Annotated in this window: 38 protein-coding genes; 5 read left to right on the forward strand and 33 right to left on the reverse strand. The window is 69.2% G+C overall.

What is annotated here, in order from left to right; all coding sequences use genetic code 11:
- The 5 genes from AB8Z75_RS10160 to AB8Z75_RS10180 all read left to right on the forward strand — a co-directional run.
- The coding region (locus tag AB8Z75_RS10160; protein WP_369201120.1) for a hypothetical protein at positions 1-579 on the forward strand (579 nt) is incomplete at its 5' end.
- Between the two features lie 85 nt (positions 580-664).
- The gene (locus AB8Z75_RS10165; protein WP_369201121.1) at positions 665-1,867 is read left to right on the forward strand and encodes a hypothetical protein; all 1,203 of its coding nucleotides are present in this window, start codon (positions 665-667) and stop codon (positions 1,865-1,867) included.
- Complete coding sequence (locus AB8Z75_RS10170) at positions 1,864-3,024, forward strand: hypothetical protein (protein WP_369201122.1); 1,161 nt, start codon at positions 1,864-1,866, stop codon at positions 3,022-3,024. The genes AB8Z75_RS10165 and AB8Z75_RS10170 overlap by 4 nt, the downstream gene beginning before the upstream one ends.
- A 43-nt stretch (positions 3,025-3,067) precedes the next feature.
- Positions 3,068-3,292 (forward strand): hypothetical protein, encoded by a 225-nt coding sequence (locus AB8Z75_RS10175; RefSeq protein ID WP_369201123.1) that lies wholly within the window; start codon positions 3,068-3,070, stop codon positions 3,290-3,292.
- Positions 3,293-3,354: 62 nt separating this feature from the next.
- A complete protein-coding gene (locus tag AB8Z75_RS10180; RefSeq protein ID WP_369201124.1) occupies positions 3,355-4,521 on the forward strand; it encodes a flotillin family protein in 1,167 nt (388 codons plus the stop codon).
- 327 nt (positions 4,522-4,848) lie between these two features.
- Here AB8Z75_RS10180 and truA read toward each other — a convergent pair whose 3' ends face one another.
- The 33 genes from truA to rplD form a co-directional block, all read right to left on the reverse strand.
- Positions 4,849-5,700 carry a tRNA pseudouridine(38-40) synthase TruA gene (gene truA, locus AB8Z75_RS10185; protein WP_369201125.1) on the reverse strand — a complete coding sequence of 284 codons (852 nt, stop codon included), beginning with the start codon at positions 5,698-5,700 and terminating at the stop codon, positions 4,849-4,851.
- Positions 5,701-5,744: 44 nt separating this feature from the next.
- Complete coding sequence (locus AB8Z75_RS10190; RefSeq protein ID WP_369201127.1) at positions 5,745-6,506, reverse strand: alpha/beta fold hydrolase; 762 nt, start codon at positions 6,504-6,506, stop codon at positions 5,745-5,747.
- Positions 6,506-7,462, reverse strand: a complete 957-nt coding sequence (locus tag AB8Z75_RS10195; protein WP_369201128.1) for an MBL fold metallo-hydrolase — start codon at positions 7,460-7,462, stop codon at positions 6,506-6,508. The genes AB8Z75_RS10190 and AB8Z75_RS10195 overlap by 1 nt, the downstream gene beginning before the upstream one ends.
- The gene (locus AB8Z75_RS10200) at positions 7,462-8,121 is read right to left on the reverse strand and encodes a TetR/AcrR family transcriptional regulator (RefSeq protein ID WP_369201129.1); all 660 of its coding nucleotides are present in this window, start codon (positions 8,119-8,121) and stop codon (positions 7,462-7,464) included. The genes AB8Z75_RS10195 and AB8Z75_RS10200 overlap by 1 nt, the downstream gene beginning before the upstream one ends.
- Positions 8,122-8,216: 95 nt before the next feature.
- Positions 8,217-8,720 carry a 50S ribosomal protein L17 gene (rplQ, locus tag AB8Z75_RS10205; RefSeq protein WP_369201131.1) on the reverse strand — a complete coding sequence of 168 codons (504 nt, stop codon included), beginning with the start codon at positions 8,718-8,720 and terminating at the stop codon, positions 8,217-8,219.
- 244 nt (positions 8,721-8,964) lie between these two features.
- Positions 8,965-9,987 (reverse strand): DNA-directed RNA polymerase subunit alpha, encoded by a 1,023-nt coding sequence (locus tag AB8Z75_RS10210; RefSeq protein WP_019354927.1) that lies wholly within the window; start codon positions 9,985-9,987, stop codon positions 8,965-8,967.
- A gap of 285 nt (positions 9,988-10,272) precedes the next feature.
- The gene (gene rpsD / locus AB8Z75_RS10215; protein ID WP_369201132.1) at positions 10,273-10,899 is read right to left on the reverse strand and encodes a 30S ribosomal protein S4; all 627 of its coding nucleotides are present in this window, start codon (positions 10,897-10,899) and stop codon (positions 10,273-10,275) included.
- A gap of 25 nt (positions 10,900-10,924) precedes the next feature.
- Positions 10,925-11,329: a 30S ribosomal protein S11 gene (gene rpsK / locus AB8Z75_RS10220; RefSeq protein ID WP_016473404.1), complete on the reverse strand. Its 405-nt coding sequence runs from the start codon at positions 11,327-11,329 to the stop codon at positions 10,925-10,927.
- A 67-nt stretch (positions 11,330-11,396) separates the two neighbouring features.
- Entirely contained in the window at positions 11,397-11,777 is a 381-nt protein-coding gene (rpsM, locus tag AB8Z75_RS10225; protein ID WP_114015377.1) for a 30S ribosomal protein S13, read from the reverse strand.
- Positions 11,778-11,953: 176 nt separating this feature from the next.
- Complete coding sequence (rpmJ, locus tag AB8Z75_RS10230) at positions 11,954-12,067, reverse strand: 50S ribosomal protein L36 (RefSeq protein ID WP_003956441.1); 114 nt, start codon at positions 12,065-12,067, stop codon at positions 11,954-11,956.
- A 75-nt stretch (positions 12,068-12,142) separates the two neighbouring features.
- Positions 12,143-12,364: a translation initiation factor IF-1 gene (gene infA / locus AB8Z75_RS10235; RefSeq protein WP_003948620.1), complete on the reverse strand. Its 222-nt coding sequence runs from the start codon at positions 12,362-12,364 to the stop codon at positions 12,143-12,145.
- A gap of 331 nt (positions 12,365-12,695) precedes the next feature.
- Positions 12,696-13,532: a type I methionyl aminopeptidase gene (gene map / locus AB8Z75_RS10240; protein ID WP_369201133.1), complete on the reverse strand. Its 837-nt coding sequence runs from the start codon at positions 13,530-13,532 to the stop codon at positions 12,696-12,698.
- A gap of 236 nt (positions 13,533-13,768) precedes the next feature.
- Complete coding sequence (locus AB8Z75_RS10245) at positions 13,769-14,425, reverse strand: adenylate kinase (protein ID WP_369201134.1); 657 nt, start codon at positions 14,423-14,425, stop codon at positions 13,769-13,771.
- A complete protein-coding gene (secY, locus tag AB8Z75_RS10250) occupies positions 14,425-15,738 on the reverse strand; it encodes a preprotein translocase subunit SecY (protein WP_369201135.1) in 1,314 nt (437 codons plus the stop codon). Before secY ends, AB8Z75_RS10245 begins: the two co-directional genes overlap by 1 nt.
- 201 nt (positions 15,739-15,939) lie before the next feature.
- Complete coding sequence (gene rplO / locus AB8Z75_RS10255) at positions 15,940-16,392, reverse strand: 50S ribosomal protein L15 (protein ID WP_114023470.1); 453 nt, start codon at positions 16,390-16,392, stop codon at positions 15,940-15,942.
- Position 16,393: 1 nt separating this feature from the next.
- Complete coding sequence (rpmD, locus tag AB8Z75_RS10260; protein ID WP_019354934.1) at positions 16,394-16,576, reverse strand: 50S ribosomal protein L30; 183 nt, start codon at positions 16,574-16,576, stop codon at positions 16,394-16,396.
- Entirely contained in the window at positions 16,576-17,178 is a 603-nt protein-coding gene (gene rpsE / locus AB8Z75_RS10265; protein ID WP_369201136.1) for a 30S ribosomal protein S5, read from the reverse strand. The genes rpmD and rpsE overlap by 1 nt, the downstream gene beginning before the upstream one ends.
- Before the next feature lie 44 nt (positions 17,179-17,222).
- On the reverse strand, positions 17,223-17,606 hold the full coding sequence (rplR, locus tag AB8Z75_RS10270; RefSeq protein WP_369201139.1) for a 50S ribosomal protein L18: 384 nt from the start codon (positions 17,604-17,606) through the stop codon (positions 17,223-17,225).
- Between the two features lie 3 nt (positions 17,607-17,609).
- A complete protein-coding gene (gene rplF, locus AB8Z75_RS10275; RefSeq protein WP_369201140.1) occupies positions 17,610-18,149 on the reverse strand; it encodes a 50S ribosomal protein L6 in 540 nt (179 codons plus the stop codon).
- Between the two features lie 23 nt (positions 18,150-18,172).
- A complete protein-coding gene (gene rpsH / locus AB8Z75_RS10280; RefSeq protein WP_114015370.1) occupies positions 18,173-18,571 on the reverse strand; it encodes a 30S ribosomal protein S8 in 399 nt (132 codons plus the stop codon).
- Positions 18,572-18,735: 164 nt separating this feature from the next.
- A complete protein-coding gene (locus AB8Z75_RS10285) occupies positions 18,736-18,921 on the reverse strand; it encodes a type Z 30S ribosomal protein S14 (protein ID WP_016473415.1) in 186 nt (61 codons plus the stop codon).
- Positions 18,922-18,923: 2 nt separating this feature from the next.
- Positions 18,924-19,487 (reverse strand): 50S ribosomal protein L5, encoded by a 564-nt coding sequence (gene rplE, locus AB8Z75_RS10290; RefSeq protein ID WP_114015369.1) that lies wholly within the window; start codon positions 19,485-19,487, stop codon positions 18,924-18,926.
- Entirely contained in the window at positions 19,487-19,810 is a 324-nt protein-coding gene (rplX, locus tag AB8Z75_RS10295; protein ID WP_114015368.1) for a 50S ribosomal protein L24, read from the reverse strand. Before rplX ends, rplE begins: the two co-directional genes overlap by 1 nt.
- Before the next feature lie 2 nt (positions 19,811-19,812).
- The gene (gene rplN / locus AB8Z75_RS10300; RefSeq protein ID WP_027738919.1) at positions 19,813-20,181 is read right to left on the reverse strand and encodes a 50S ribosomal protein L14; all 369 of its coding nucleotides are present in this window, start codon (positions 20,179-20,181) and stop codon (positions 19,813-19,815) included.
- A 105-nt stretch (positions 20,182-20,286) separates the two neighbouring features.
- Entirely contained in the window at positions 20,287-20,574 is a 288-nt protein-coding gene (gene rpsQ, locus AB8Z75_RS10305; RefSeq protein WP_027738918.1) for a 30S ribosomal protein S17, read from the reverse strand.
- Positions 20,574-20,798 carry a 50S ribosomal protein L29 gene (gene rpmC / locus AB8Z75_RS10310; protein ID WP_114015367.1) on the reverse strand — a complete coding sequence of 75 codons (225 nt, stop codon included), beginning with the start codon at positions 20,796-20,798 and terminating at the stop codon, positions 20,574-20,576. Before rpmC ends, rpsQ begins: the two co-directional genes overlap by 1 nt.
- Positions 20,798-21,217 carry a 50S ribosomal protein L16 gene (rplP, locus tag AB8Z75_RS10315; protein WP_114015366.1) on the reverse strand — a complete coding sequence of 140 codons (420 nt, stop codon included), beginning with the start codon at positions 21,215-21,217 and terminating at the stop codon, positions 20,798-20,800. The genes rpmC and rplP overlap by 1 nt, the downstream gene beginning before the upstream one ends.
- Positions 21,218-21,220: 3 nt before the next feature.
- A complete protein-coding gene (rpsC, locus tag AB8Z75_RS10320; protein WP_369201141.1) occupies positions 21,221-22,048 on the reverse strand; it encodes a 30S ribosomal protein S3 in 828 nt (275 codons plus the stop codon).
- Complete coding sequence (gene rplV / locus AB8Z75_RS10325) at positions 22,048-22,395, reverse strand: 50S ribosomal protein L22 (RefSeq protein WP_114015364.1); 348 nt, start codon at positions 22,393-22,395, stop codon at positions 22,048-22,050. Before rplV ends, rpsC begins: the two co-directional genes overlap by 1 nt.
- A 43-nt stretch (positions 22,396-22,438) precedes the next feature.
- Positions 22,439-22,720, reverse strand: a complete 282-nt coding sequence (gene rpsS, locus AB8Z75_RS10330) for a 30S ribosomal protein S19 (protein WP_019354948.1) — start codon at positions 22,718-22,720, stop codon at positions 22,439-22,441.
- A gap of 13 nt (positions 22,721-22,733) precedes the next feature.
- Entirely contained in the window at positions 22,734-23,570 is an 837-nt protein-coding gene (gene rplB, locus AB8Z75_RS10335) for a 50S ribosomal protein L2 (protein ID WP_242753395.1), read from the reverse strand.
- A gap of 48 nt (positions 23,571-23,618) precedes the next feature.
- Entirely contained in the window at positions 23,619-24,041 is a 423-nt protein-coding gene (rplW, locus tag AB8Z75_RS10340) for a 50S ribosomal protein L23 (protein ID WP_369201143.1), read from the reverse strand.
- The gene (rplD, locus tag AB8Z75_RS10345; RefSeq protein ID WP_369201144.1) at positions 24,041-24,634 is read right to left on the reverse strand and encodes a 50S ribosomal protein L4; all 594 of its coding nucleotides are present in this window, start codon (positions 24,632-24,634) and stop codon (positions 24,041-24,043) included. The genes rplW and rplD overlap by 1 nt, the downstream gene beginning before the upstream one ends.
- Positions 24,635-24,711 lie beyond the last annotated feature (77 nt).

Here is a 24,711-nt window from a genome sequence, read left to right on the forward strand (position 1 = left end):
AAGAACGAGCCGCCGCCCCCGCCGCCGCCCAAGGACTTCATCTCCGACGCCAAGCGGGACAAGGCCCCGCTGTCCGCCGACACGCTCTACCCGAGCAAGAAGGTCACCGTCAACGGCCACCCCTACGAGTTGGCCAAGACCTCCACCAGCAAGAACTGCGCCGACGCGGCGCACGCGGGCCTGGGCCCCGTGCTGACCCGCAACGACTGCGACGCCGTCTACCGTGCCACCTACACCCACGACGGGCTCGCCGTCACGGTCGGCATCGCGGTCTTCGCGGACGCCAAGACGGCCGCGCAGGTCAAGAAGGACTACCAGCCCAACCTGGTGGCTCTGCCGGGCGGCGGCGTCCCCGACTTCTGCCGCACCGTCACCTGCCGCACCACGGCCAACTCCCTGGGCCGCTACGCCTACTTCACCATCGCGGGACGCACCAACGGACAGGCCTCGGGCGCCGGCGACAAGGAGGCCCAGCAGGCCGCCCTCGACGGCTCCAACTACGCCTACGCCCGCATCCTGGAGCGTGGCCGCAGCCAGTCCTCGGCCGCCGCGCAGGCTCCCGAGCCCGACGAGACGTGAACCCGACGAGACGTGAACGCGACGAGACGTGAACCGCGCCGGCCCTCGGCCGGTAGCGGCCACCGGCCGGAAACCGGGACCTGACATGCGTGCGCATCGCCTGGGCCGGATACGGACCCCGGTCACGGTCGGGGCCGTACTCGCCCTCCTGGTGGCCGCCGTCCCGGTCTGGCTGCACCTGTCGGCACGGGCCGTCGACCGTGACAACGACCGCGTCCTCGCCCGCGCGTGTGAGGGAGCGCTGCCCGCGGACGCGGTGGGGGAATTCGTCCCCGACGGGGAACGCGTCCGGCTCGTGGACAACCGGGGCACCCTCCTCGCGCCAGGGTTCTCCGACCGCGACCTCCTCACCTGCCGCATCGAGTGGGACAGGGACGAGGACGAGGCGGAGACCACCGGGGAGACGGAGTACCTCACGCTCACGTCGGTACCGCTGCGCACGGCTCCCCTCGGACACGGCGTCCGCGTCGAGGACCTGCTGAGCGGAGGCCTGACCCGGCCGGGCACCGCCCCGCACATCGACGACCTCGAACACGGCCTCGTCGCCCGCTGCCCCAAAGGGCTGCCCGGTCTCGGCCGGGACGGGGCGACCGGCGAGCGGGTGACGTACTTCCTCGTGCGGGTGTCGGCCCTGCACTCCGTCCACGTACCGGACGCCAAGGCGATCGAGAAGGCGGCGGCGCGGCACATACTCGACGAAGCCGGGTGCGCCCCGGGTCCCGGTACGACAGGACCGAAGGTGCGCAGCGCCGCGCTCGCGCGGTACGGCCAGGACGCGGAGCGCGGATCGGACGCCACCGACGAGGACACCCCCCGCGCCTGCGCGTGGTTCGAGCCGGTGAAAGCACAGCTCGCCGCGGGCGAGGGCTGGCAGGACGCCGAAGCGTCACCCTGGCGGCGCGAGGCACACGGCTGTCGGGTCGAGCGGGCCACCGAGGAGCAACGCGAGGACGTGCCGGACGCGTTCACCCTCACCTCGGCCCAGTGGCAGGGGCGCTATCGCGAAGAAGCCCGCACCGAGTACGGCCGTGAACTGCGCCTGCTGTCGCCCTCCCGCCCCTCCCCGCCCGGCGGGCGCCGAGCGGACCACTACGACCGGCACAGCAGCGACCGGCAGGTGATCCTCTGGGCCACCGCGCGCTGCGGCGGCGAGGAGAGCCTGCTCCGGCTCTCGGCCACCGGCCGGCACCCGGACCGCCTGCCCGACGTCGTCGACCTGGTCCTGAGCCGGTACACGGACCACTACAGGTGCCACGGCACCCAGGAGATCGGGAGGCTGCGCGCGTGAGTGCCCGAGCGGGGGCGGACGCGGAACCCGACGCCCACCCGCCCCGGTGGTGGCGCGGAAAGGTACGAGCCGCCCTGGCCACCGTCCTGCTGCTCCTCGCGGCAACAGGACTGTGGCGCGGCGGGGCCTTCGGCGACGGGGGCGGCCGGGAGTGGGAATCCCTCTGCCACGGACTCCCCTTCCCCGCCACGGAGACGGAGAAGCTCCTCGACGGCGCGGAACTGACCCCCATGACCGCCGAAGAGAAGAAGGACACCTACCCGGACGGCGACCGCCGCACCTGCGGAGTGCGGCACTCCGAGGGCTCCGGCCGAGGTTCCGTCGTGATCTCCCTCAAGCCGAAGCGGCTTCCCGGAGGGGCCCCGGACAACATCCCGGTACCCCTGGGACACGGCTGGAACGGAAACTTCACCGCCCGGCCCGACCACGCGGGCGCCGACGACTTCGACCCCAGCGCCCACGAACGCCGCGCCTCGGCGGCGCTCGTCCTCGACTGCGGCACCAAGCGCCCGCTGGCCCTCACCGCTTCGGCGACGCTGGACACCGCGAGCTTCGCCGACCCTCGCAAACGCACCCAACTCGTGGCCGTCGCCACCAGGATGGCCCGGACCTACCATGCCGACACCGGCTGCGAGGGAGACCTCGGACGGCACGTCCCCGACGTCGGCGACTCGGTGGCGACAGCGGACTTCACGCCGTACGCCGACGCGAGCGGCCTGTGCGCGGACCTCCTCTCCCCCGCAGCGGCCCGGCGGCTCGGCGTCGTCACCGTCGTCGAACCACCGGCCGGCCGCTCCCCCCGTGAGCAGTGCGTGCTGGGAGGTCTGCGAGGCGCGCCGCTCTACACCCTCCTGGCCGAGAACTGGCCGCGAGGCGGCGAGACGCCGGAGAGCCCCTACACGGCGCACGCCGCGCGGTGCACGACGACGGGACAGCCGGCGCGGTACGCGCTGCTGCCGATGGAGACCGCCTCCCACGAACCGGGACCGTACGCCGCGCACAAGGCCCTCACCGCGCTCCTCACCCGCTTCGCTGACCGCTCGGCACACCGGCACGGCTGCGGCGCGGTCGAGCTGCGGGAGCCGGACGCGACGTCCGACGCACAAGCCCGTAACGAAGGCGCCACAGTCCGCAGTTTCCGCGGGTCGGCCCGTTAGGGTCCGCTGAGGGCCAGGACGCGACGGAGGCGGCGACTTTCCCATGCAGGCGGACGAGACGGTGATCGGCTGCGTCGGCAAGCTGCTCATCGGCACCCGCGGCGCCGCCGGACCAGGAGAGGTGCTGGTGCGGATCAGGGGCGGGTCGGAATCCTTCCTGGCGTGGTCGCCCGAACCGCTGCCCGCCGGCACGACCGTGCTGGTGATCGAGTCGCGCGGCACCCGGCAGGTCGACGTCAGCGCGTGGAACGACCCGCTGGAGCCGTGAACTTGCCAGCCGGCAGCCGTGAACCGCCCCGCGCCCCGGCGCGGTCGAGGAGAGGATGAAGGATGTTCGGATACCGCGTCCCCGCACCGGACGAGGCCATGCTGATCTCGGGTGGCCGGCGCGGCCTCAAGGGGGCACCGTTCCGCGTCGTCACCGGCCACGGCACGTTCGTCCTGCCGGTCTTCCGCAAGGTGCGGTTCCTCACGCTGGCGATGAGCGAGTCCGAGGTCGCCGAGACGTGCGTGACCAAGCAGGGCATCGTGCTGACCGTCCGCGCCGTGATCGCCTTCAAGGTCGGCAACGACAACGAGTCCATCGTCAACGCGGGACAGCGCTTCCTCTCCGAGCAGGAGCAGATGTCGGTGCTGACGGGCCGCATCTTCTCCGGCCACCTGCGCTCCATCATCGGTTCCATGACCGTCGAGGAGATCGTCACCGAGCGGCAGAAGCTGGCCACCGAGGTGCTGGAGACCTCCAAGACGGAGATGGGCAAGATCGGCCTGATCGTCGACTCCTTCCAGATCCAGTCCATCGACGACGGCGACACCGGCTACATCGAGGCCATGTCAGCCCCGCACAAGGCCGCCATCCAGCGCCAGGCCAAGATCGCCGAGGCGCAGGCCACCCAGGCCTCCGTCGAGGCCCAGCAGGAAGCCGCCCGCAACCAGGCCGAGTACGAACGCCAGACCGCCATCGTCGAGGCCGAGTACAAGGCCGAGGTCGACCGCGCCCAGGCCCAGTCCGCGCAGGCGGGCCCGCTCGCCCAGGCACACGCCCAGCAGGAGGTGCTCGCCGCGCAGACGGAACTGGCCGAGCGCGCCGCCCAGTTGCGGCAGCAGGAGCTGGTGGCCGAGGTCGTCAAGCCGGCCGAGGCCGAGGCCGAACGCATCAAGGTCGTCGCCCTCGCCGAGGCGGAACGCATGAAGATCCAGGCCGAGGCCGCCGCCTCCCACGACCGGGTGGCCCTCGACCAGCTGCTGATCGACCAGCTCCCGCAGATCGTCAAGGAAGCCGCGACCGGCCTGTCCCAGGCCAACGTCAACGTCCTCAACGGCGCCGACGGCCTCGGCGAGGTCGCCGCGGGGCTCGTCAGCCAGGGGCTGACGATCCTGGACACCGTCAAGCAGAACCTCGGCAAACCGGCCGAGGGCAAGCCCGCCGGCGCGTCCTCGCGGACGGCCCCCACGCCGCGCCCCGGCCCGGACGACGGCCCGGTGGCGATCCCGTAGCGCCCGGCCGCTTCGGCGCCGTCACGCAAAAAGGCCCCCGGCAGCGGACACGTGCCGGGGGCCGCAGTCGGATCGGGAGTGGTGTCCGCGACCGGGAACCGTGTCCGTGATTGGGAACCGTGTCCGCGACCGGGGACCGTATCTCGGAACGGGAGCCGCCAGAGGCCGATCCTGCCGCTGCCGTCGCCGCCGCCGCTGCGGCTGGACGTGCGCCGCGTCCGGGTCGCGCTGCGGCGCGCGCGTCGTGTCGCTGGGCGATCTGCTCAGGATCGCGGACGGCAAAGGTGCACGGTCGCCGGGGTGCTGAGGGTGCTGGAGGCGCTCTGTTCAGCAGCAGCCCGGCGAGGGCGGCAGCGGAGGCAGGGTCCGCTTGTTGCGGGAGGCGAGGTTGCGGGCCTCCAGCTCCTCGTCGGACGGGTAGGCGACCTCTTCGAGGGTGAGGCCGTGCGGGCGCACCACGTGCACGGCCGAGTCCCGCACCCCCGCGGCCAGTACCTTCGCCGGCCACTCCGGGGGCCGGTGGCCGTCGCCCACGAAGAGCATGGCGCCGACCAGGGCGCGCACCATGTTGTGGCAGAACGCGTCGGCCTGGACCGTCGCCTCCAGCACCCCGTCGGGGCGGCGTACCCACTCCAGCCGCTGGAGGGTCCGGATCGTGGTGGCGCCCTCGCGCTTCTTGCAGTAGGCGGCGAAGTCGTGCTCCCCCAGCAGTCCGCGCGCCGCCTCGTTCATGGCGTCGAGGTCCAGCGGCCAGTTGTGCCACAGCACATGGCCGCGCAGCAGCGGGTCGGCTCCGCCGGGGTGGTCGGTGACGCGGTAGGCGTAGCGGCGCCAGATCGCCGAGAACCGGGCGTCGAAGTGGGGCGGTGCCGCGCTGACGCGGAAGATCCGCACATCCATGGGCAGCCGCCCCGCCAGCCGGCGCAGCAGGTGCTCGCCGTGCTCGGCCCACACCTGTCGGGGCAGGTCCACGTGGGCGACCTGGCCGCGCGCGTGCACTCCGGCGTCCGTACGGCCGGCGACGGTCAGTTCCGGCGTCTCGTCGCGGCGCAGGACGACACGGAGCGCGTCCTCGATCTCGGCCTGGACCGTGCGCTGCCCCTCGCGCTGCCGCGCCCAGCCGGAGAACCCCCGGCCGTCGTAGGCCAGATCCAGTCGCACCCGTACGTCGTCGCTCACGGTCCCGATCCTCTCAGACGCACGCGGGGGCCCTGAGCCGCGCCTCAGTCCCGGAGGAAGGAGGCGAGGGCGGCAGCGAGCCGGTCCGGCGCCTCGTGCATGGGGTAGTGGCCCGCGTCGGCGAGCACCTCCCATGTGAGGTCCGGGTACAGCGGCGCGAACCCCTCCCGCAGCGTGTGCGCGGGAATGGCGCGGTCGTGCCGGCCCGCGACGACCTTGACCGGCACCGTCACCGCTTGCCTGGCGAGGTCCGCGGTCAGATCGGTGCCGGTGAAGGAACGCGCGTACGCCGCGAAGGCGGCCGGGGCCGAGCCGCTCATCGAGGCGTCGGCCATGCGGTCCAGCCACGTGTGCGAGGCCCGGTTCCCCGTCGAGAGGTCCAGCAGTTCCCTGCGGGCCTGGGGGGATTCCACCGCGGCGGTGAACATCTCCCGCTGGCGGGCGGTCAGCACGACCGGGCCCGCCGGGGTGGGGGTGACGCCCACGAGTTTGCGGACACGGCCCGGGGCGTCCAGGGCCACCCGCTGGCTCGCCTTCGCGCCCATGGAGTGACCCACGAGGCAGAACTCCTCCCAGCCGAGCTGGTCGGCGAGCGCCAGCAGGTCGCCCGCCAGCTCGTCCATCGTGTACGCGCCGGGGACGTCGCGGCGGGTGCCGTAACCGCGGGCGTCGAGCAGGGCCCAGCTGAACGCGGTCCGCTCCAGACAGGAGGTGAACAGGGACCAGGTGCCGGTGGGGACGAGCCAGTCGTGCGTCATGATCACCTTGTTCGTGCCGGAGCCGACGACCCGCGCGGCGAGGCTCATCAGGCGGCCTTGGTCCGTACGCCGTCCAGCCACCGGTAGGCGAGCAGGATGTTCAGTCGGTGCAGCGAGCGCAGCTGCTCGTGGAACCGTTCGGGGGCCGAGGGCGAGGGGTGGACCCCCCACATCGGCAGCTCGTACAGCTCCCGCAGCGGCACGCCGTCGTCCTTGCCCCGGCTCACGGCGGCGGCCAGGTGCTCCAGGTACGAGATCAGCCCGGAGATGCCCGGTTCGGCGGGGCCGAGGAAGGCGTGGCCGGGCACGAGGGTGTCCACGTCGATGAGCGCCTGCATGGTGCGCAGGGTGCGGGCGTATCCGAGGGGGTCGCCGATCAGCATCATGGGCGGGACCCCCGCGGGCATGACGAAGTTGCCTGTGAAGGTCACCTTGGCGTCGGGCACGTGGACCAGGGTGTCGCCGGAGCCGTTGCCGGGGCCCAGGTGCCACAGCTGGACCACCCGCCCGCCCAGGTCGATCTCGCAGAACCGGTCGAAGACCACGTCCGGGCGGCGCCAGGTGACGACCTCGTCCAGCGCGCCGTCGCCGTACATGCTCTCCGCGCGCATGCGCTTCTCCGCCTCCAGGTCGGTCATGGCCGCCTTGTTGAGACGGGAGGAGAAGAGGGTCACGTCGCTGCCGAAGGCGACGTTCCCGAAGGTGTGGTCACCGTGGTACGTGGTGTTGGCCAGGTAGCGGACCGGCTTGTCCGTCAGGCCGGCCGCCAGTTCCTGGATCTGGCGGCCGACCGCGGGGGTGACACCGGAGTCGACCACCAGCGCCGCGTCCTCGCCGACGATGAGTCCGTTGTTGTCCTTGGGCGGCTCGTTCGCCATGAGGGCGTAGACCCCCTCGGCCACCTCCTGCGGCAGCAGAGTCAGGCCCGTCGGGCGGAGGTCCGGCGCCACGAACCCCTCGGGGCGCTCGCTCATCTCGTGGACGACTGGCAGGTGACCGTGCATCAGTTTTCCCTTCCGGACGGGACGACACAGGAGAGGAAGAACGCCACGTGGTCGTCGACCAGGCGCTGGGCGGCGGCCAGGTCGCCGTCCGTGGCCTCCGCGTGCAGGTGCAGCATGCGCGGCACCTGCAGCGGGGCGAACAGCTCCCACACCACTTGGCGCGGGTCGAGTTCCGCGCGGATCAGGCCCGCCTCCTGCCAGCGCCGAAACGGCTCGGACAGGCGGTCCCGCGCCTCCTCGATCACGGCTGCCAGGCCACCGAGGCCGCCGCCGCCCGTGCCCTCGCGCAGCAGCACGCTGGTGAACCGGCGGGTCCGCGGGGAGGCCCAGCCCTCCATCACCAGCCGCACCAGCTCCGGCACGGCCTCCCGCGGTCCCGACTCGACCAGCCGGTCCACGTCGATGCGCAGCGCGTCGAACGAAGCGGGTCCGGCGGCTGCGAACAGCGCGTCGTAGATGGCCTGTTTGCCCGCGAAGTGCCCGTAGATCGCGCTGTCGCGGACGCCGACCGCCGCGGCGATCTGCCGCACCGTGGTGGCGGCGAAGCCCTGGCGGGCGAACAGCGTCAAGGCTGCGTCGAGCAGGTGTTCCTGGGTGGCCCGGCCTTCACTCTTGGGCGGTCGGCCGCGTCGCCTGGCGGGTGGGGTCGGCTCTTCCATGGAGTTAATTTAGCAAGCGCCCACTTAATTGGGAAGACAACAGCACGCGGGCCCGCCCCCTCCAGGGGACGGGCCCGCGTGAGCGTCAGCCGGGGTCAGGCGTCCTTGGACTCGCCCTCGGCCTCGGCGTCGGCCTCGGCCGACTCCTTCTTCAGGTCGGCGACAGCCTCGTCACCGGCGGCGTCCTTCGCGGAGCGCTTGGTGGCGGCCTCCGCCTCGCCGACCGCGGCCTGCTGCACCGTCAGCGCCTCGACCAGCTCGATGACCGCCATCGGGGCGTTGTCGCCACGACGCGGACCGATCTTGGTGATGCGGGTGTAGCCACCGGGACGGTTCTCGTACCGCGGGCCGATCTCGGTGAAGAGGGTGTGGACGACGCTCTTGTCGAGGATCGTGCGCATGACCTGACGACGGTTGTGCAGGTCACCCTTCTTCGCCTTGGTGATCAGGCGCTCGGCGACCGGACGCAGGCGGCGGGCCTTCGACTCGGTCGTCGTGATGCGGCCGTGCTCGAACAGCGCGGTCGCCAGGTTGCCCAGCATCGCCTTCTGGTGCGCGGCGCTGCCGCCCAGACGGGGACCCTTGGTGGGCTTCGGCATGATGCTTCTCCTTACGTTGTGCCTGCGCCGGCCGTGTCAGGAACCGGCGGCAGTCCCGGCCGTATCAGGTACCGGGGGTACGGGTGACGCGCCCCTCCGGGGGCGCGGGGTGCGCCCCGACAGGGGCGCGGGGCTGTGCTTATTTGCGGCTCCGCCGCGCGGGCGCGACCAGCCACAGCCGGCCCGCAGCTCCCCGACAACAGCGACACGGCAGACGCTCAGGACCGCCCCGTCGCCGAAGGTCTCAGTACTGCTCGGTCTCCACGAAGCCCGCATCGGCGTCGTCATCGGCGCCGAACGCGTCGGCCGCGGCCGTCGGGTCGAACCCGGGGGGCGAGTCCTTCAGCGCCAGGCCCATGCCGGCCAGCTTCGCCTTGACCTCGTCGATCGACTTCGCACCGAAGTTGCGGATGTCGAGCAGGTCCGCCTCGGAGCGGGCCACCAGCTCGCCCACCGAGTGGATGCCCTCGCGCTTGAGGCAGTTGTACGACCGGACGGTGAGCTCCAGCTCCTCGATCGGCAGCGCCAGGTCGGCGGCGAGCGCGGCGTCCGTCGGCGACGGGCCCATGTCGATGCCCTCGGCGTCGACGTTGAGCTCGCGCGCCAGGCCGAACAGCTCGACCAGGGTCTTACCCGCCGACGCCATGGCGTCGCGCGGGCGCATGGCCTGCTTGGTCTCGACGTCGACGATCAGCTTGTCGAAGTCGGTGCGCTGCTCGACACGGGTCGCCTCGACCTTGTAGGTGACCTTGAGCACCGGCGAGTAGATGGAGTCGACCGGGATGCGGCCGATCTCCTGGCCCACCTGCTTGTTCTGCACGGCGGAGACGTAGCCGCGACCGCGCTCGACGGTCAGCTCCATCTCCAGCTTGCCCTTGCCGTTGAGCGTGGCCAGGACCAGGTCCGGGTTGTGCACCTCGACACCGGCAGGCGGCGCGATGTCCGCGGCGGTGACCAGGCCGGGGCCCTGCTTGCGCAGGTACATCACGACCGGCTCGTCGTGCTCCGAGGAGACGACGAGGGACTTGATGTTGAGGATGAGGTCGGTGACGTCCTCCTTGACGCCCGGCACGGTGGAGAACTCGTGCAGGACACCGTCGATGCGGATGGACGTGACCGCCGCACCCGGGATCGAGGAGAGGAGCGTACGACGCAGGGAGTTACCGAGGGTGTAGCCGAAGCCCGGCTCCAGCGGCTCGATCACGAACCGGGACCGGAACTCGTCGACGACCTCTTCGGTCAGGGAAGGACGCTGAGCGATCAGCATGAGATGTGTGCCTCCAGTTTTCGGCAACCGCTATTTGATGCCGGTACTGCAAGGGTACGGGCGGCCCGGCCGCATCACGGCCGAACCGCCCCCACCCTGTGAGCCGTGCCTCGAACGGGATCGAGGACAGCTCGACGTGCTGCTTACTTCGAGTACAGCTCGACGATCAGCTGCTCCTGCACCTGGGTGTCGATGCTGCGTCCCCTCGGGGAATGATCCCCGAACCCCAAGCCGCAACCGGGGCGGGCCCGCAGACCAGGTACCGGAACCAGGAACCGACCCGAATTACTTCGAGTACAGCTCGACGATCAGCTGCTCCTGCACCTGGGTGTCGATCACCTGGCGCTCGGGCATCGAGTGGACGAGGATGCGCAGCTTGGAGGGGATGGCCTCCAGCCACGCCGGAACCGTCTTGTCGCCGGCCTCCGCGACCGCCACCTGGAAGGGGGTCAGGCTGCGGGAGGGCTCGCGCACCTCGACGATGTCGTTGACGGACACGCGCGCCGAGGGGATGTCGGTCTTGCGACCGTTCAGCGCGATGTGACCGTGCTTGACCAGCTGACGTGCGTGGTCGCGGGACTTGGCGAAGCCGGCCCGGTACACGACGTTGTCCAGGCGGGTCTCCAGGATGCGGAGCAGGTTGTCACCCGTCTTGCCCTGGAGCCGGTTGGCCTCGTTGTAGTACCCGCGGAACTGCTTTTCGAGGACACCGTAGATCCGGGCGGCCTTCTGCTTCTCACGCTTCTGCAGCAGGTACTCGGAGTCCTTGGTGCGCCCGCGCCCGTGCTCACCCGGGGGGTAAGGACGGATCTCGATCGGGCACTTCGCGCTCTCGCACTTAGCTCCCTTGAGGAAGAGCTTCTGCTTCTCCCGACGGCAACGCTTGCAGTCGGCCCCGGTGTAACGCGCCATGTGTGGTGATCTCCTACTTCAGTTCTCAGACCCGGCGACGCTTCGGCGGGCGGCAGCCGTTGTGCGGGGTGGGGGTGACGTCCTGGATCGAGCCGACCTCGAGGCCGGTGGCCTGGAGGGAGCGGATCGCGGTCTCACGGCCGGAGCCGGGACCCTTGACGAAGACGTCGACCTTGCGCATGCCGTGCTCCTGCGCGCGGCGCGCCGCGTTCTCGGCGGCCATCTGCGCGGCGAACGGCGTCGACTTCCGCGAGCCCTTGAAGCCGACGTGGCCGGCCGAGGCCCAGGAGATCACGTTGCCGGTGGGGTCGGTGATCGAGACGATCGTGTTGTTGAACGTGCTCTTGATGTGAGCGTGCCCGTGGGCGACGTTCTTCTTCTCCTTGCGGCGCACCTTCTTGGCGCCGGCCGTACGGCCCTTCGGAGGCATATAGAGATAACTCCCGTGAGGTGGTCGGTCCTACTACGCGGACCGCTTGCAGCGTGTCCGGTGCGGACTACTTCTTGCCCGGCTTCTTCTTGCCGGCGATGGCGCGACGCGGGCCCTTACGGGTGCGGGCGTTGGTCTTGGTGCGCTGGCCGTGGACCGGGAGACCGCGCCGGTGACGCAGACCCTCGTAGCAGCCGATCTCCACCTTGCGGCGGATGTCGGCCTGGATCTCACGGCGGAGGTCACCCTCGACCTGGAGGTTGTTGTCCACGTACTCGCGGAGCTTGACCATCTCCTCCTCACCCAGGTCCCGCACGCGGGTGTCGGGGCTGACCCCGGTCTCGCGCAGGGTCTGCTGGGCAAGGGTGCGGCCGATGCCGAAGACGTAGGTGAGGGCGACCTCGACGCGCTTCTCGCGCGGAAGGTCGACGCCAGCGAGGCGTGCCATGGATGTGGCTCCTGATGATTCCGTCGGAGGTCTGCAGCAGTGCCGTTCCGCCTCGTGAAACGAGAGGGTCCCCGGCCTCCGACCGGGGGTGTCGACACCGTCGGCGGTGTCGGGCCCTGCTTATGTGTCTGTTGCTCGCGTCGCGCGAAGGTACTGCGAAAGGCAGGTCGTGTGCGTCAGCCCTGGCGCTGCTTGTGGCGCAGGTTGTCGCAGATGACCATGACCCGGCCGTGGCGGCGGATCACCTTGCACTTGTCGCAGATCTTCTTGACGCTCGGCTTGACCTTCATGTGGTGAGGTTCTCCGGGTCTGGCCTTCTCCCCACGGGCCTCACGGGGGCGGGGATACCGGCACGATCTGTCGCTCTACTTGTAGCGGTAGACGATCCGTCCGCGCGTCAGGTCGTAGGGAGACAGCTCCACCACGACCCGGTCGTCGGGAAGGATACGGATGTAGTGCATCCGCATCTTGCCGCTGATGTGCGCGAGGACCTGGTGCCCGTTCTGGAGCTCCACCTTGAACATCGCGTTCGGGAGAGACTCGACGACGGTGCCCTCGATCTCGATGGCCCCTTGTTTTTTGGCCATGCTTGAGCGCTTCACCTTCCGGGATCGGCTACCTGGGAGGCCCTGGCGCTCCGCACGCAAACGGGTATACCTGGGCCGACGAGCCAGTCTACGACACGCCGTCGAGAAAGACGAATCGGGGAGTATCCCCGCCACCCGGGCTGGTTAATCCCCCTGCCGCGCCCCTTCCCGGAACCGACGGCGGGGGCCAGGGCGGGACCGGGTTCCGAGGCGGGATCGGGTTCCGAGGCGGGATCGGGTTCCGGGGCGGAGCCGCCGGGTTCCCGCGCACCCCGGGCTCCCCGGGGAGCCCGGGGGTTACGCGGAAGAGTGGGGCAGGGGCAGCGAAACCTCAGGCCAGCGGGTCCGGGGCGGCCTCGACGCCCAGCTCGGCGAGCTTCGCGCGCCCCCCGTCGGGGGCGGTCAGCACGAGCGGGCCCTGCTCCGTCAGCGCGATCGAGTGCTCCCAGTGGGACGACCACGTACCGTCATTCGTCTTGACCGTCCACTCGTCGGACAGCACGTGCGTGCGAGCCGTGCCGAGGCCCACCATCGGCTCGATGGCCAGGCACATGCCGGGCACCAGCTTGGGCCCCCGGCCCCGGCGCCGCTCGACGTAGTTCAGCAGGTGGGGGTCCATGTGCATCTGGGAACCGATGCCGTGGCCGCCGTAGTCCTCGATGATCCCGTACTTGCCGCCGGCAGGACGCGGCTGCCGGCGGATGTAGCTCTCGATCGCCTTGGAGATGTCCACCAGCCGGTTGCCCTTGCGCATGGCGGCGATCCCCGCCCACATGGACTCCTGGGTCACCCGGCTGAGCTCCCGCAGCTCGGCGGAGTGGCCCTCGCCGACGAACACGGTCAGCGCCGCGTCGCCGTGCCAGCCATCGATGATCGCGCCCGCGTCGATGGACAGCAGGTCACCGGCCTTCAGGACGGTCTCCTTGCTGGGGATGCCGTGCACGACGACGTCGTTGACCGACGTGCAGATGTTGCCGGGGAAGCCGCCGTAACCGAGAAAGTTCGGCTTCGCTCCGTGATCGGCCAGGACCTTCGCCGCGACCTCGTCCAGGTCCTTGGTCGTCGCGCCGGGGACGGCGGCGGCTGCGCAGGCCTCGTGCATCGCGGCGACGACCAGCCCCGCTTCGCGCATCTTCGCGATCTGCTCCGGGGTCTTGATCTCGACCATGTCGCCTTCCGCCTTCCCTGACCGGCCGTGCGCCGGTGACGACCGAATGTCTGCTGCTACCTGTCAAGTCTGCCAGGCCTCTCACGGGGCGGGCCCTGCGCTCGCGCAGTTCCCCGCGCCCCTCCAGCGGCACTCCCCACAGCCTTGGGGGCGCATGGGTGTGGGGGCCGGGCGGGTGCCCGGCCCCCACGTGAGGATCGTGTCGCGACGGGTGACCGCCGCGTCACAGGGGACGGTCAGGCGCGGGAGCGCTCCAGCGCGCTCATCGCCCGCTCCGTCACCTCGCCGACCGTGCCGAGCGCGGGGATGGTGGTCACGAGCCCCTGCGCCTTGTAGTGGTCGATGATCGGCTCGGTCTCGCTGTGGTAGACCTCAAGCCGCTTGCGGACGGTCTCCTCGCGGTCGTCCTCGCGCTGGTAGAGCTCGCCGCCGCACACGTCGCAGACGCCGTCGGTCTTCGGAGCGCTGTACTCCACGTGGAAGACGTGGCTGCTGTCGTTGCGGCAGATGCGCCGTCCGGCGATCCGCTTGACGACCTCGTCCTCGGGGACCTCCAGGTCGAGGACGGCGTCCAGCTTCTGGTCCGTCCCGCCCAGGTAACCGTCCAGGGCCCTGGCCTGCGCGATGTTGCGGGGGAACCCGTCGAGCAGGAAGCCGCCCTCGGCGTCCGGCTGCGCCATCCGGTCCTCGGCCATGCCGATGGTGATCTCGTCCGGCACGAGCTGGCCGGCGCTCATGTACTCCTTGGCCTTCTGGCCGAGTTCCGTGCCCTGGCTCATGTTGGCGCGGAAGAGGTCACCGGTGGCGATGTGCGGGATGGCCAGGTTCTTCGCGAGGAAGGCGGCCTGTGTTCCCTTGCCCGCACCAGGCGGTCCGACGAGGACGATACGCATCAGCGGAGGAACCCTTCGTAATGGCGCTGCTGAAGCTGGCTCTCGATCTGCTTCACGGTTTCGAGACCGACGCCCACGATGATCAGGATGCTCGTTCCGCCGAACGGGAAGTTCTGGTTGGCGTTGAACATGATCAGCGCGACGGTCGGCACCAGTGCGATCAGACCCAGGTACAGAGAGCCGGGCCACGTGATGCGGTTCAGCACGTAGCTCAGGTACTCCGCGGTGGGACGACCAGCCCGGATGCCCGGGATGAAGCCACCATACTTCTTCATGTTGTCGGCCACTTCTTCGGGGTTGAAGGAGATGGCCACATAGAAGAAGGCGAAGAAGACGATCAGCAGGAAATAGGTCGCGATGTAGAGAGGGTGGTCACCCTTGACGAAATGCGACTGGATCCACTGTGCCCAGCCCGCCTGCGAGCCGCTGAACTGCACGATCAGCGCCGGAATGTAGAGCAGCGAGGATGCGAAGATGACGGGAATCACACCCGCCTGGTTGACCTTGAGCGGAATGTAGGTCGAGGTTCCGCCGTAACTGCGTCGCCCGATCATCCGCTTCGCGTACTGCACCGGAATGCGGCGCTGTGCCTGTTCCACGAAGACCACGAGGGCGACCATCGCGAGGCCGCAGACGATGACGGCGCCGAATTCGATCCAGCCGTCGGCGAGCTTGCCCTGCTTCTTGATGGCCCACAGCGCGCCGGGGAAACCGGCCGCGATGGAGACGAACATCAGGATGGACATGCCGTTGCCGATGCCGCGGTCGGTGATGAGTTCACCGAGCCACATGATCAGGCCGACGCCCGCGGTCATGGTGATGACCATGACGGCGGTGGTGAAGATCGACTGGTCGGGGATGATCTGGCTGGCGACGCTGCAGTTCTGGAAGAGGGTGCCGCTGCGTGCGGTGGCGACGAGGCCGGTGGCCTGGAGGATGGCGAGCGCGACGGTCAGATAGCGCGTGTACTGCGTGATCTTCGCCTGGCCTGACTGCCCTTCCTTCTTCAGGGCCTCCAGCCGGGGGATGACCACGACCAGCAGCTGCAGGATGATGCTCGCCGTGATGTACGGCATGATCCCGAGCGCGAAGATGGTGATCTGAAGCAGCGCGCCGCCGCTGAACATGTTGACCAGGCCGAAGAGCCCCTGCGCGCCCTTGGCCTCGTCCATACACGCTTGGACGTTCTCATAGCTGACGCCCGGCACCGGGACGTGCGCTCCGATCCGGAAGAGCACCATGATGCCGAGCGTGAACAGCAGCTTCTTGCGCAGGTCGGGCGTCTGGAACGCCCGGGCGAACGCGGTGAGCACGGTGCCTCCTGCGCCCCCCGCGGTGTTGAGTGCGCGAGAGGTGACGGTCTTGAGGATCGACAGATATCAACGGTGGTGCCACCTTACCGGCGACGGCACCTGGTAGAAACGACCAGCCCGGGAAAGAACGGCCGGGCAAACGACCAGCCGGGGATGTCCCGTTGGGACATCCCCGGCCTGTCGTTCACGTGGTCAACGAACTCAGATGAGTTCGGTGACGGTGCCGCCGGCGGCGGTGATCTTCTCCTTGGCGGAGCCGGAGACCTTGTCGACGGTCACCGTCAGCGCCACCGAGATGTCGCCGGAGCCGAGCACCTTGACCAGCTCGTTCTTGCGCACCGCGCCCTTGGCGACCAGGTCGGCCACCGTGACCTCGCCACCCTCGGGGTAGAGGGCGGCCAGCTTGTCCAGGTTCACGACCTGGAACTGCTTGTGCGCCGGGTTGTTGAAGCCCTTGAGCTTGGGCAGCCGCATGACCAGCGGCATCTGCCCACCCTCGAAGCGCTCCGGAACCTGGTACCGGGCCTTGGTGCCCTTGGTGCCACGGCCCGCCGTCTTGCCCTTGGAGGCCTCACCGCGACCCACGCGGGTCTTGGCGGTCTTGGCCCCGGGGGCCGGACGGAGGTTGTGGACCTTCAGCGGGTTGTCACCCATGTCAGTCGACCTCCTCGACCGTCACGAGGTGGCGCACGGTGTGCACCTGCCCGCGCACGACGTCGCTGGCCTCGCGGACGGCCACATCGTTGACGCGCTTGAGACCGAGGGTCCGCAGCGTGTCACGGTGGTTCTGCTTGGTCCCGATGACGGAACGCGTCTGCGTGATCTTCAGGCGAGCCATTACGCGCTCACCCCTGCACGCGCCCGCAGCAGGGCTGCGGGAGCCACGTCCTCGAGCGGCAGACCACGGCGGGCCGCGATCTCCTCCGGGCGCTGAAGCCCGCGGAGTGCCCCCACCGTGGCGTGCACGATGTTGATCGGGTTCGACGAGCCGAGCGACTTGCTCAGCACGTCGTGGATGCCCGCGCACTCCAGCACGGCACGCACCGGGCCACCGGCGATCACACCGGTACCGGGCGAGGCCGGCTTGAGCAGCACGACACCCGCGGCTTCCTCACCCTGGATCGGGTGCGGAATGGTGCCCTGGATACGCGGGACCTTGAAGAAGTGCTTCTTGGCCTCCTCAACGCCCTTGGCGATGGCGGCCGGCACCTCCTTGGCCTTGCCGTATCCGACACCCACGGTGCCGTCACCGTCGCCCACCACGACCAGCGCGGTGAAGCTGAAGCGACGACCACCCTTCACAACCTTGGCGACGCGGTTGATCGCGACTACGCGCTCAACGTACGCGGTCTTCTCGGCGGCGGAGCCGCCGTCCCGGCCCTTACGGTCCCGCCGCTCGCCGCCACCGGCGCCGCCACCGCGGCGCTGGGGTCCAGCCATTGGAATTACCTCTCTCTTTGTCCGCTAGCTCACGGAACCGGGGCTCAGAACTTGAGCCCGGCCTCGCGGGCGGCGTCAGCCAGAGCGGCAATCCGCCCTGCGTACTTGTTACCACCGCGGTCGAAGACGACAGTCTCGACCCCCGCGGCCTTGGCGCGCTCGGCGACCAGGGCGCCGACCTGCTGGGCCTGGGCGCTCTTGTCACCCTCACCACCGCGGACGGTGCCGTCCAGGTGCGACGCCGAGGCCAGGGTGTGGCCCGCGATGTCGTCGATGACCTGGGCGGTGATCCCGCGGTTGGTGCGCGTCACCACAAGACGGGGGCGCTCGGAAGTGCCCGAGACCTTCTTGCGGATGCGAATGTGACGGCGCTTGGCGGCGGCACGCTTGTAGGCGTCGCCCTTGGCGATCTTCACGCCGTATGCCATGGCTTACTTACCAGCCTTTCCGACCTTGCGGCGGATGACCTCGCCCGCGTACTTCACGCCCTTGGCCTTGTAGGGGTCGGGCCTGCGCAGCTTGCGGATCTTCGCGGCGACCTCGCCGACCCGCTGCTTGTCGATGCCCTCGACCGTGAACTTGGTCGGGGTGTCGACCTTGAAGGAGATCCCTTCCGGGGCCTCCACCAGGATCGGGTGGCTGTAGCCCAGCGAGAACTCCAGGTCGGAGCCCTTGGCCTGGACGCGGTAGCCGACACCGCTGATTTCGAGGTCCTTGCTGAATCCCTGGGTCACGCCAGTGATCATGTTCGCCACCAGCGTGCGGGACAGACCGTGCAGGGCCCTGTTCCGGCTCTCGTCGTTCGGACGGGTGACGACGAGCGCGCCGTCCTCGCCCTTGGCGATCTCGATGGGCGCGGCGACGGTGTGCGCGAGGGACCCCTTGGGGCCCTTCACCGCGACCGTCTGGCCATCGATGGTGACGTCCACACCGGCGGGAACCTGGATGGGGAGCTTGCCGATTCGCGACATGGCTTTACCTCCGTTCCCTTCCGTTACCAGACGTAGGCGAGGACTTCCCCGCCCACACCCTTCTTGCTGGCCTGCTTGTCGGTGAGGAGACCGTGCGACGTGGAGATGATCGCCACGCCCAGGCCGCCGAGCACCTTCGGCAGGTTGGTGGACTTTGCGTAGACCCGCAGACCCGGCTTCGAGATCCGCTTGATGCCGGCGATCGAGCGCTCGCGGTTCGGGCCGAACTTCAGCTCGAGAACCAGGCTCTTGCCGACCCTGGCGTCCTCGGTCTTCCAGCCGGTGATGAAGCCCTCCTGCTGGAGGATCTCCGCGATGTGCGACTTGATCTTGCTGTGCGGCATCTCGACGGAGTCGTGGTACGCCGAGTTCGCGTTCCGCAGACGCGTGAGCATGTCTGCGATGGGATCGGTCATGGTCATGTGATGGCCTTCGGCCTCTCTCGCCGTGGTTTCCCTGTCTGCGTCGTCCCTCTCCCCGTCCGCCGGCCTGACGGCCGACGACGGGACGGGTGCGTCGCGGGGGACCTACGGCGTAGTAAGCGACTGTTCAGCTTACCGAGAGATCCCGGAGTTACCCGAAAGGGTTACCAGGAGCTCTTGGTCACGCCCGGCAGCTCGCCGCGGTGCGCCATCTCACGGAGGCACACACGGCACAGGCCGAACTTGCGGTACACGGAGTGGGGACGGCCGCAGCGCTGGCAGCGCGTGTAGGCACGCACCGAGAACTTCGGCTTGCGGCTGGCCTTGGAGATCAGAGCCTTCTTCGCCATGGTCAGTTCTCCTTGAACGGGAAGCCGAGGTGACGAAGCAGGGCACGACCCTCGTCGTCGCTGGTCGCCGTGGTGACCACGGTGATGTCCATGCCCCGGACCCGGTCGATCTTGTCCTGGTCGATCTCGTGGAACATGACCTGCTCCGTGAGACCGAAGGTGTAGTTGCCTCGTCCGTCGAACTGCTTGGGCGACAGACCGCGGAAGTCGCGGATGCGCGGCAGTGCGAGGGACAGCAGGCGGTCCAGGAACTCCCACATCCGGTCGCCGCGCAGCGTCACGTGGGCGCCGATCGGCTGGCCCTCACGCAGCTTGAACTGCGCGATGGACTTGCGGGCCTTGGTGACGGCCGGCTTCTGGCCGGTGATCGTGGCGAGGTCCTTGATGGCACCCTCGATCAGCTTGGAGTCGCGGGCGGCGTCGCCCACACCCATGTTGACCACGATCTTGGTCAGGCCGGGGATCTGCATGACGTTCTCGTAGGAGAACTGCTCCTGCAGCTTGCCCTGGATCTCTTCGCGGTAGCGCTGCTTCAGGCGCGGGGCCTGCGTGGTGGTGGCAGTCATCAGATGTCCTCACCGGTCCGCTTGGCAACGCGGATCTTGTTGCCTTCGTCGTCGAAGCGGTACCCGACGCGGGTCACGACCTTCTTGCCGTCCGCCTCCACGACCAGCTGCACGTTGCTGACGTGGATCGGGGCCTCGGTCGTCACGATGCCGCCGGTCTGCGAACCGCGAGCCGTCTGACCGGCCTTGGTGTGCTTCTTGACCCGGTTGACACCCTCGACCAGGACGCGGTCCTCGCGGGGCATGGCCTTGATGACCTTGCCCTGCTTGCCCTTGTCCTTGCCGGTGATGACCTGGACCAGGTCGCCCTTCTTGATCTTCATGGTCACAGCACCTCCGGCGCGAGCGAGATGATCTTCATGAACTTCTTCTCGCGCAGCTCGCGGCCCACGGGGCCGAAGATGCGGGTGCCGCGAGGGTCGCCGTCGTTCTTGAGGATGACGGCGGCGTTTTCGTCGAACCGGATGTACGAGCCGTCCGGGCGACGGCGCTCCTTGACGGTGCGCACGATGACGGCCTTGACGATGTCGCCCTTCTTCACGTTCCCACCGGGGATCGCGTCCTTGACGGTAGCGACAATGACGTCACCGACGCCCGCGTAGCGCCGGCCCGAACCGCCGAGCACACGGATGGTGAGGATCTCCTTCGCACCCGTGTTGTCGGCGACGCGAAGCCGGGACTCCTGCTGGATCACGTCTATCTCCTGTATGTCTGCCGGTTCCCGGCAGGGGACCCCTCATCGGGCGCCCCCTGCCGAGCCTGGCGGAACGACCTGTGGACTCGGGACGAGCCCCAGGAATTACTTGGCCTTCTCGAGGATCTCGACGATGCGCCAGCGCTTGGTGGCGGACAGCGGCCGGGTCTCCATCAGGAGGACGCGGTCGCCGACACCGGCAGCGTTCTGCTCGTCGTGCGCCTTGAGCTTGTTGGTACGGCGGATGACCTTGCCGTACAGCGCGTGCGTCACGCGGTCCTCGACGGCGACGACGACGGTCTTGTCCATCTTGTCGCTGACGACCAGGCCCTGCCGGGTCTTGCGGAAGCCGCGCTGCTGCTCTGTCTTCTCAGTCACGTTCGTCTCGCTCATCAGGCGCTCTCCACCGTCTCGATGCCCAGCTCGCGCTCACGCATCAGGGTGTAGATCCGGGCGATGTCCTTGCGGACGGCCTTGAGCCGACCGTGGTTCTCAAGCTGCCCGGTCGCCGCCTGGAAGCGGAGGTTGAACAGCTCTTCCTTGGCTTCGCGGAGCTTGGCCACAAGCTCCTCGTCGCCCAGCTCACGCAGCTCGGACGCCTTGGTTCCGGCCGCCATCACGCGTCACCTGCCTCGCGCCGCACGATGCGGCACTTCATCGGAAGCTTGTGGGCGGCGCGGGTGAGCGCCTCCTTGGCAATCTTCTCGTTCGGGTAGGACAGCTCGAACATCACGCGACCAGGCTTGACGTTCGCGACCCACCACTCCGGCGAACCCTTACCGGAACCCATGCGGGTCTCGGCGGGCTTCTTGGTGAGCGGGCGGTCCGGGTAGATGTTGATCCAGACCTTGCCGCCACGCTTGATGTGACGCGTCATGGAGATACGAGCTGCCTCGATCTGCCGGTTCGTCACGTAGGCGGCGGTGACGGCCTGGATGCCGTACTCACCGAAAGCAACCTCGGTGCCACCCTTGGCCATGCCGGTGCGCTTCGGGTGGTGCTGCTTGCGGTGCTTGACCCTGCGCGGGATCAGCATGGGTCAGCTCTCCTTTCCAGAAGCGCTCGGCTCGGCGGCAGCACCGGCGGGCACCACGGACTCCGCCTTGGGAGCCTCGGCCTGCTGGTTCTGCTGCGGCTTGCGGCCGCGACGCTCGCCGCCCCGACGGGGACGGTCGTTACCGCCGCCGCGCGAGGGGCGGTTGCCGGCACGGGCAGCGGCGTTCTCGGCGCGGACCTCGGAGATGTTCTTGACATCGCCCTTGTAGATCCACACCTTCACACCGATGCGGCCGAAGGTCGTCTTGGCCTCGAAGAAGCCGTAGTCGACGTTGGCGCGCAGGGTGTGCAGCGGCACCCGGCCCTCGCGGTAGAACTCCGAGCGCGACATCTCGGCACCGCCGAGACGGCCGCCGCACTGGATCTTGATGCCCTTGGCACCGGCCTTCATCGCCGTCTGCATGCTCTTGCGCATGGCGCGGCGGAAGGAGACCCGGGAGGAGAGCTGCTCGGCGACCGCCTGGGCCACGAGCTGCGCGTCCGTCTCGGGGTTCTTCACCTCGAGGATGTTGAACTGGATCTGCTTGCCGGTCAGCTTCTCCAGGTTGCCGCGCAGGCGGTCGGCCTCGGCGCCGCGGCGGCCGATGACGATGCCGGGACGGGCGGTGTGGACGTCGACGCGGACGCGGTCACGCGTGCGCTCGATCTCCACCTTGGAGATGCCGGCCCGCTCCATGCCCTGCGTGAGCATGCGGCGGATCGCGACGTCTTCCTTGACGTAGTCCTTGTAGAGCTTGTCGGCGTACCAGCGCGACTTGAAGTCGGTGGTGACACCGAGCCGGAACCCGTGCGGGTTTACCTTCTGGCCCATTACCGGGTTCCTTCCTTGCTGCTCACGACCACGGTGATGTGGCTCGTCCGCTTACGGATCCGGTAGGCACGGCCCTGGGCGCGCGGCCGGAACCGCTTCAGGGTCGGGCCCTCGTCGACGTAGGCCTCGGAGATGTAGAGGCTGTCGGCGTCCGTGTGGTCGTAGTTGTGCGCGGCGTTGGCGATGGCGCTGTCCAGCACCTTGCCGACCGGCACGCTGGCGGCCTGCGGGGCGAAACGCAGGACCGCCTGAGCCTCCGTGGCGTCGAGGCCACGGACAAGGTCCACCACCCGGCGGGCCTTCATGGGCGTGACGCGCACATAGCGCGCGGAGGCCCTGGCTTCCATGGTTGTCCCTTCGGTGTCAGTCATGATCTACACACCCCGCCCGTCAACGACGACGCGACTTGCGGTCGTCCTTGACGTGGCCGCGGAAGGTGCGGGTCGGCGCGAACTCGCCGAGCTTGTGGCCGACCATCGACTCGGTGACGAACACCGGGACGTGCTTGCGGCCGTCGTGCACCGCGATCGTGTGGCCCAGCATCGCCGGGACGATCATCGAGCGGCGAGACCAGGTCTTGATGACGTTCTTGGTGCCCGCGTCGTTCTGGCCGTCCACCTTCTTGGCGAGGTGGTCGTCGACGAAGGGCCCCTTCTTGAGACTGCGCGGCATCTAAACCCGCCTCCTAGCGCTTCTTGTTCGTCTTGCGGCGGCGGACGATGTACTTGTTGCTGGCCTTCTTCGGCGAGCGCGTACGGCCCTCCTTCTGACCCCACGGCGAGACCGGGTGGCGGCCACCGGAGGTACGACCCTCACCACCACCGTGCGGGTGGTCGATCGGGTTCATGACCACACCGCGGACGGTCGGGCGGACGCCCTTCCACCGCATCCGGCCGGCCTTGCCCCAGTTGATGTTCGACTGCTCGGCGTTGCCGACCTCGCCGACAGTGGCGCGGCAGCGGGCGTCGACCAGACGGATCTCACCGGACGGCATGCGCAGGTGGGCCATGCGGCCCTCCTTCGCCAGCAGCTGCACCGAAGCACCGGCGGAGCGCGCGAACTTGGCGCCGCCACCCGGGTTCAGCTCGATCGCGTGGATCGTCGTACCGACCGGGATGTAGCGCAGCGGCAGGTTGTTGCCCGGCTTGATGTCGGCGCCCTGGCCGTTCTCGATCCGGTCGCCCTGCTGGATGCCGCGGGGGGCGAGGATGTAGCGCTTCTCGCCGTCCGCGTAGTGCAGCAGCGCGATGCGCGCGGTGCGGTTCGGGTCGTACTCGATGTGCGCGACCTTCGCCGGCACGCCGTCCTTGTCGTGCCGACGGAAGTCGATCACGCGGTAGGCGCGCTTGTGGCCACCACCCTGGTGGCGGGCGGTCACACGGCCGGCGTTGTTACGGCCGCCCTTGCTGTGCAGCGGGCGGACCAGCGACTTCTCCGGCGTGTCCCGCGTGATCTCGACGAAGTCGGCGACGCTGGCGCCACGACGGCCAGGAGTCGTCGGCTTGTACTTGCGGATACCCATTTCTCAGTCCTCGGAATGTTTCCGGACTTCAGAACAACCCCGCCCCCGTCAGGAGGCCGGGCCGCCGAAGATGTCGATTCGGTCGCCCTCGGCGAGGGTCACGATGGCGCGCTTGGTGTCGGCGCGCTTGCCGTAACCGGTGCGGGTGCGCTTGCGCTTGCCCTGACGGTTGATCGTGTTGACGCCGGCGACCTTGACCGAGAAGACCTCTTCCACGGCCTGCTTGATCTGGGTCTTGTTCGCCCGCGGGTCGACGATGAACGTGTACTTGTTCTCGTCCAGCAGCGCGTAGCTCTTCTCCGAGACGACCGGCCGCAGCAGCAGGTCGCGCGGGTCGGAGAAGATCTTGCTCGGCTCGGCCGGCGCGATCTGGCCCGGGCCCTCGGCCGCACGACGGGCGGCCTTGGCGACGCGGGCGGCCTTCGCGGCCTTCGCTGCCTTGGAGGCGATGCTCGGGTGTCGCGTAGCCATCAGGCGTCGCTCCCTTCGGTGTGGGCCTTCGGGCCAGCAACGAAGGACTCCAGCGCGGACTGGGTGAAGACCACGTCGTCGGAGACGAGCACGTCGTAGGTGTTGAGCTGGCCCGGCTCCAGGATGTGCACCTGGGGCAGGTTGCGGGCGGACAGCCAGGTCTGCTCGTCACTGCGCTCGGCGACGAGCAGCACGTGCTTGCGCTCGCTGACCTTGCCCAGCAGCGTCTTGGCCGCCTTGGTGGAGACCTCGCTGTCGACCACGCCGGAAACGACGTGGACGCGGCTGTGACGGGCCCGGTCGGAGAGCGCGCCGCGCAGCGCGGCGGCCTTCATCTTCTTCGGGGTCCGCTGCGCGTAGTCCCGCGGGACGGGACCGTGCACGACGCCACCGCCGGCGAACTGCGGAGCGCGGGTCGAACCCTGACGGGCGCGGCCTGTGCCCTTCTGGCGGYACGGCTTCTTGCCACCGCCGCGGACCTCGCCGCGGGTCTTGGTCTTGTGCGTGCCCTGGCGGGCAGGCTTCTCCGCGTCAACGGCGTGGACGGTCAGGTTCTGGGTGGTGACCCGCTCGTTGCCCATCCGGCCGGCCATGCGGGTGCCCTTGAAGACACGGCCCGTGGTGGCGCAGCCACCGATGGCGCCCGGCTTGCGGTGGTTGCGGTGCGCAC

This window comes from Streptomyces sp. PU-14G, assembly GCF_041028275.1.
Taxonomy (GTDB): Bacteria; Actinomycetota; Actinomycetes; order Streptomycetales; family Streptomycetaceae; genus Streptomyces.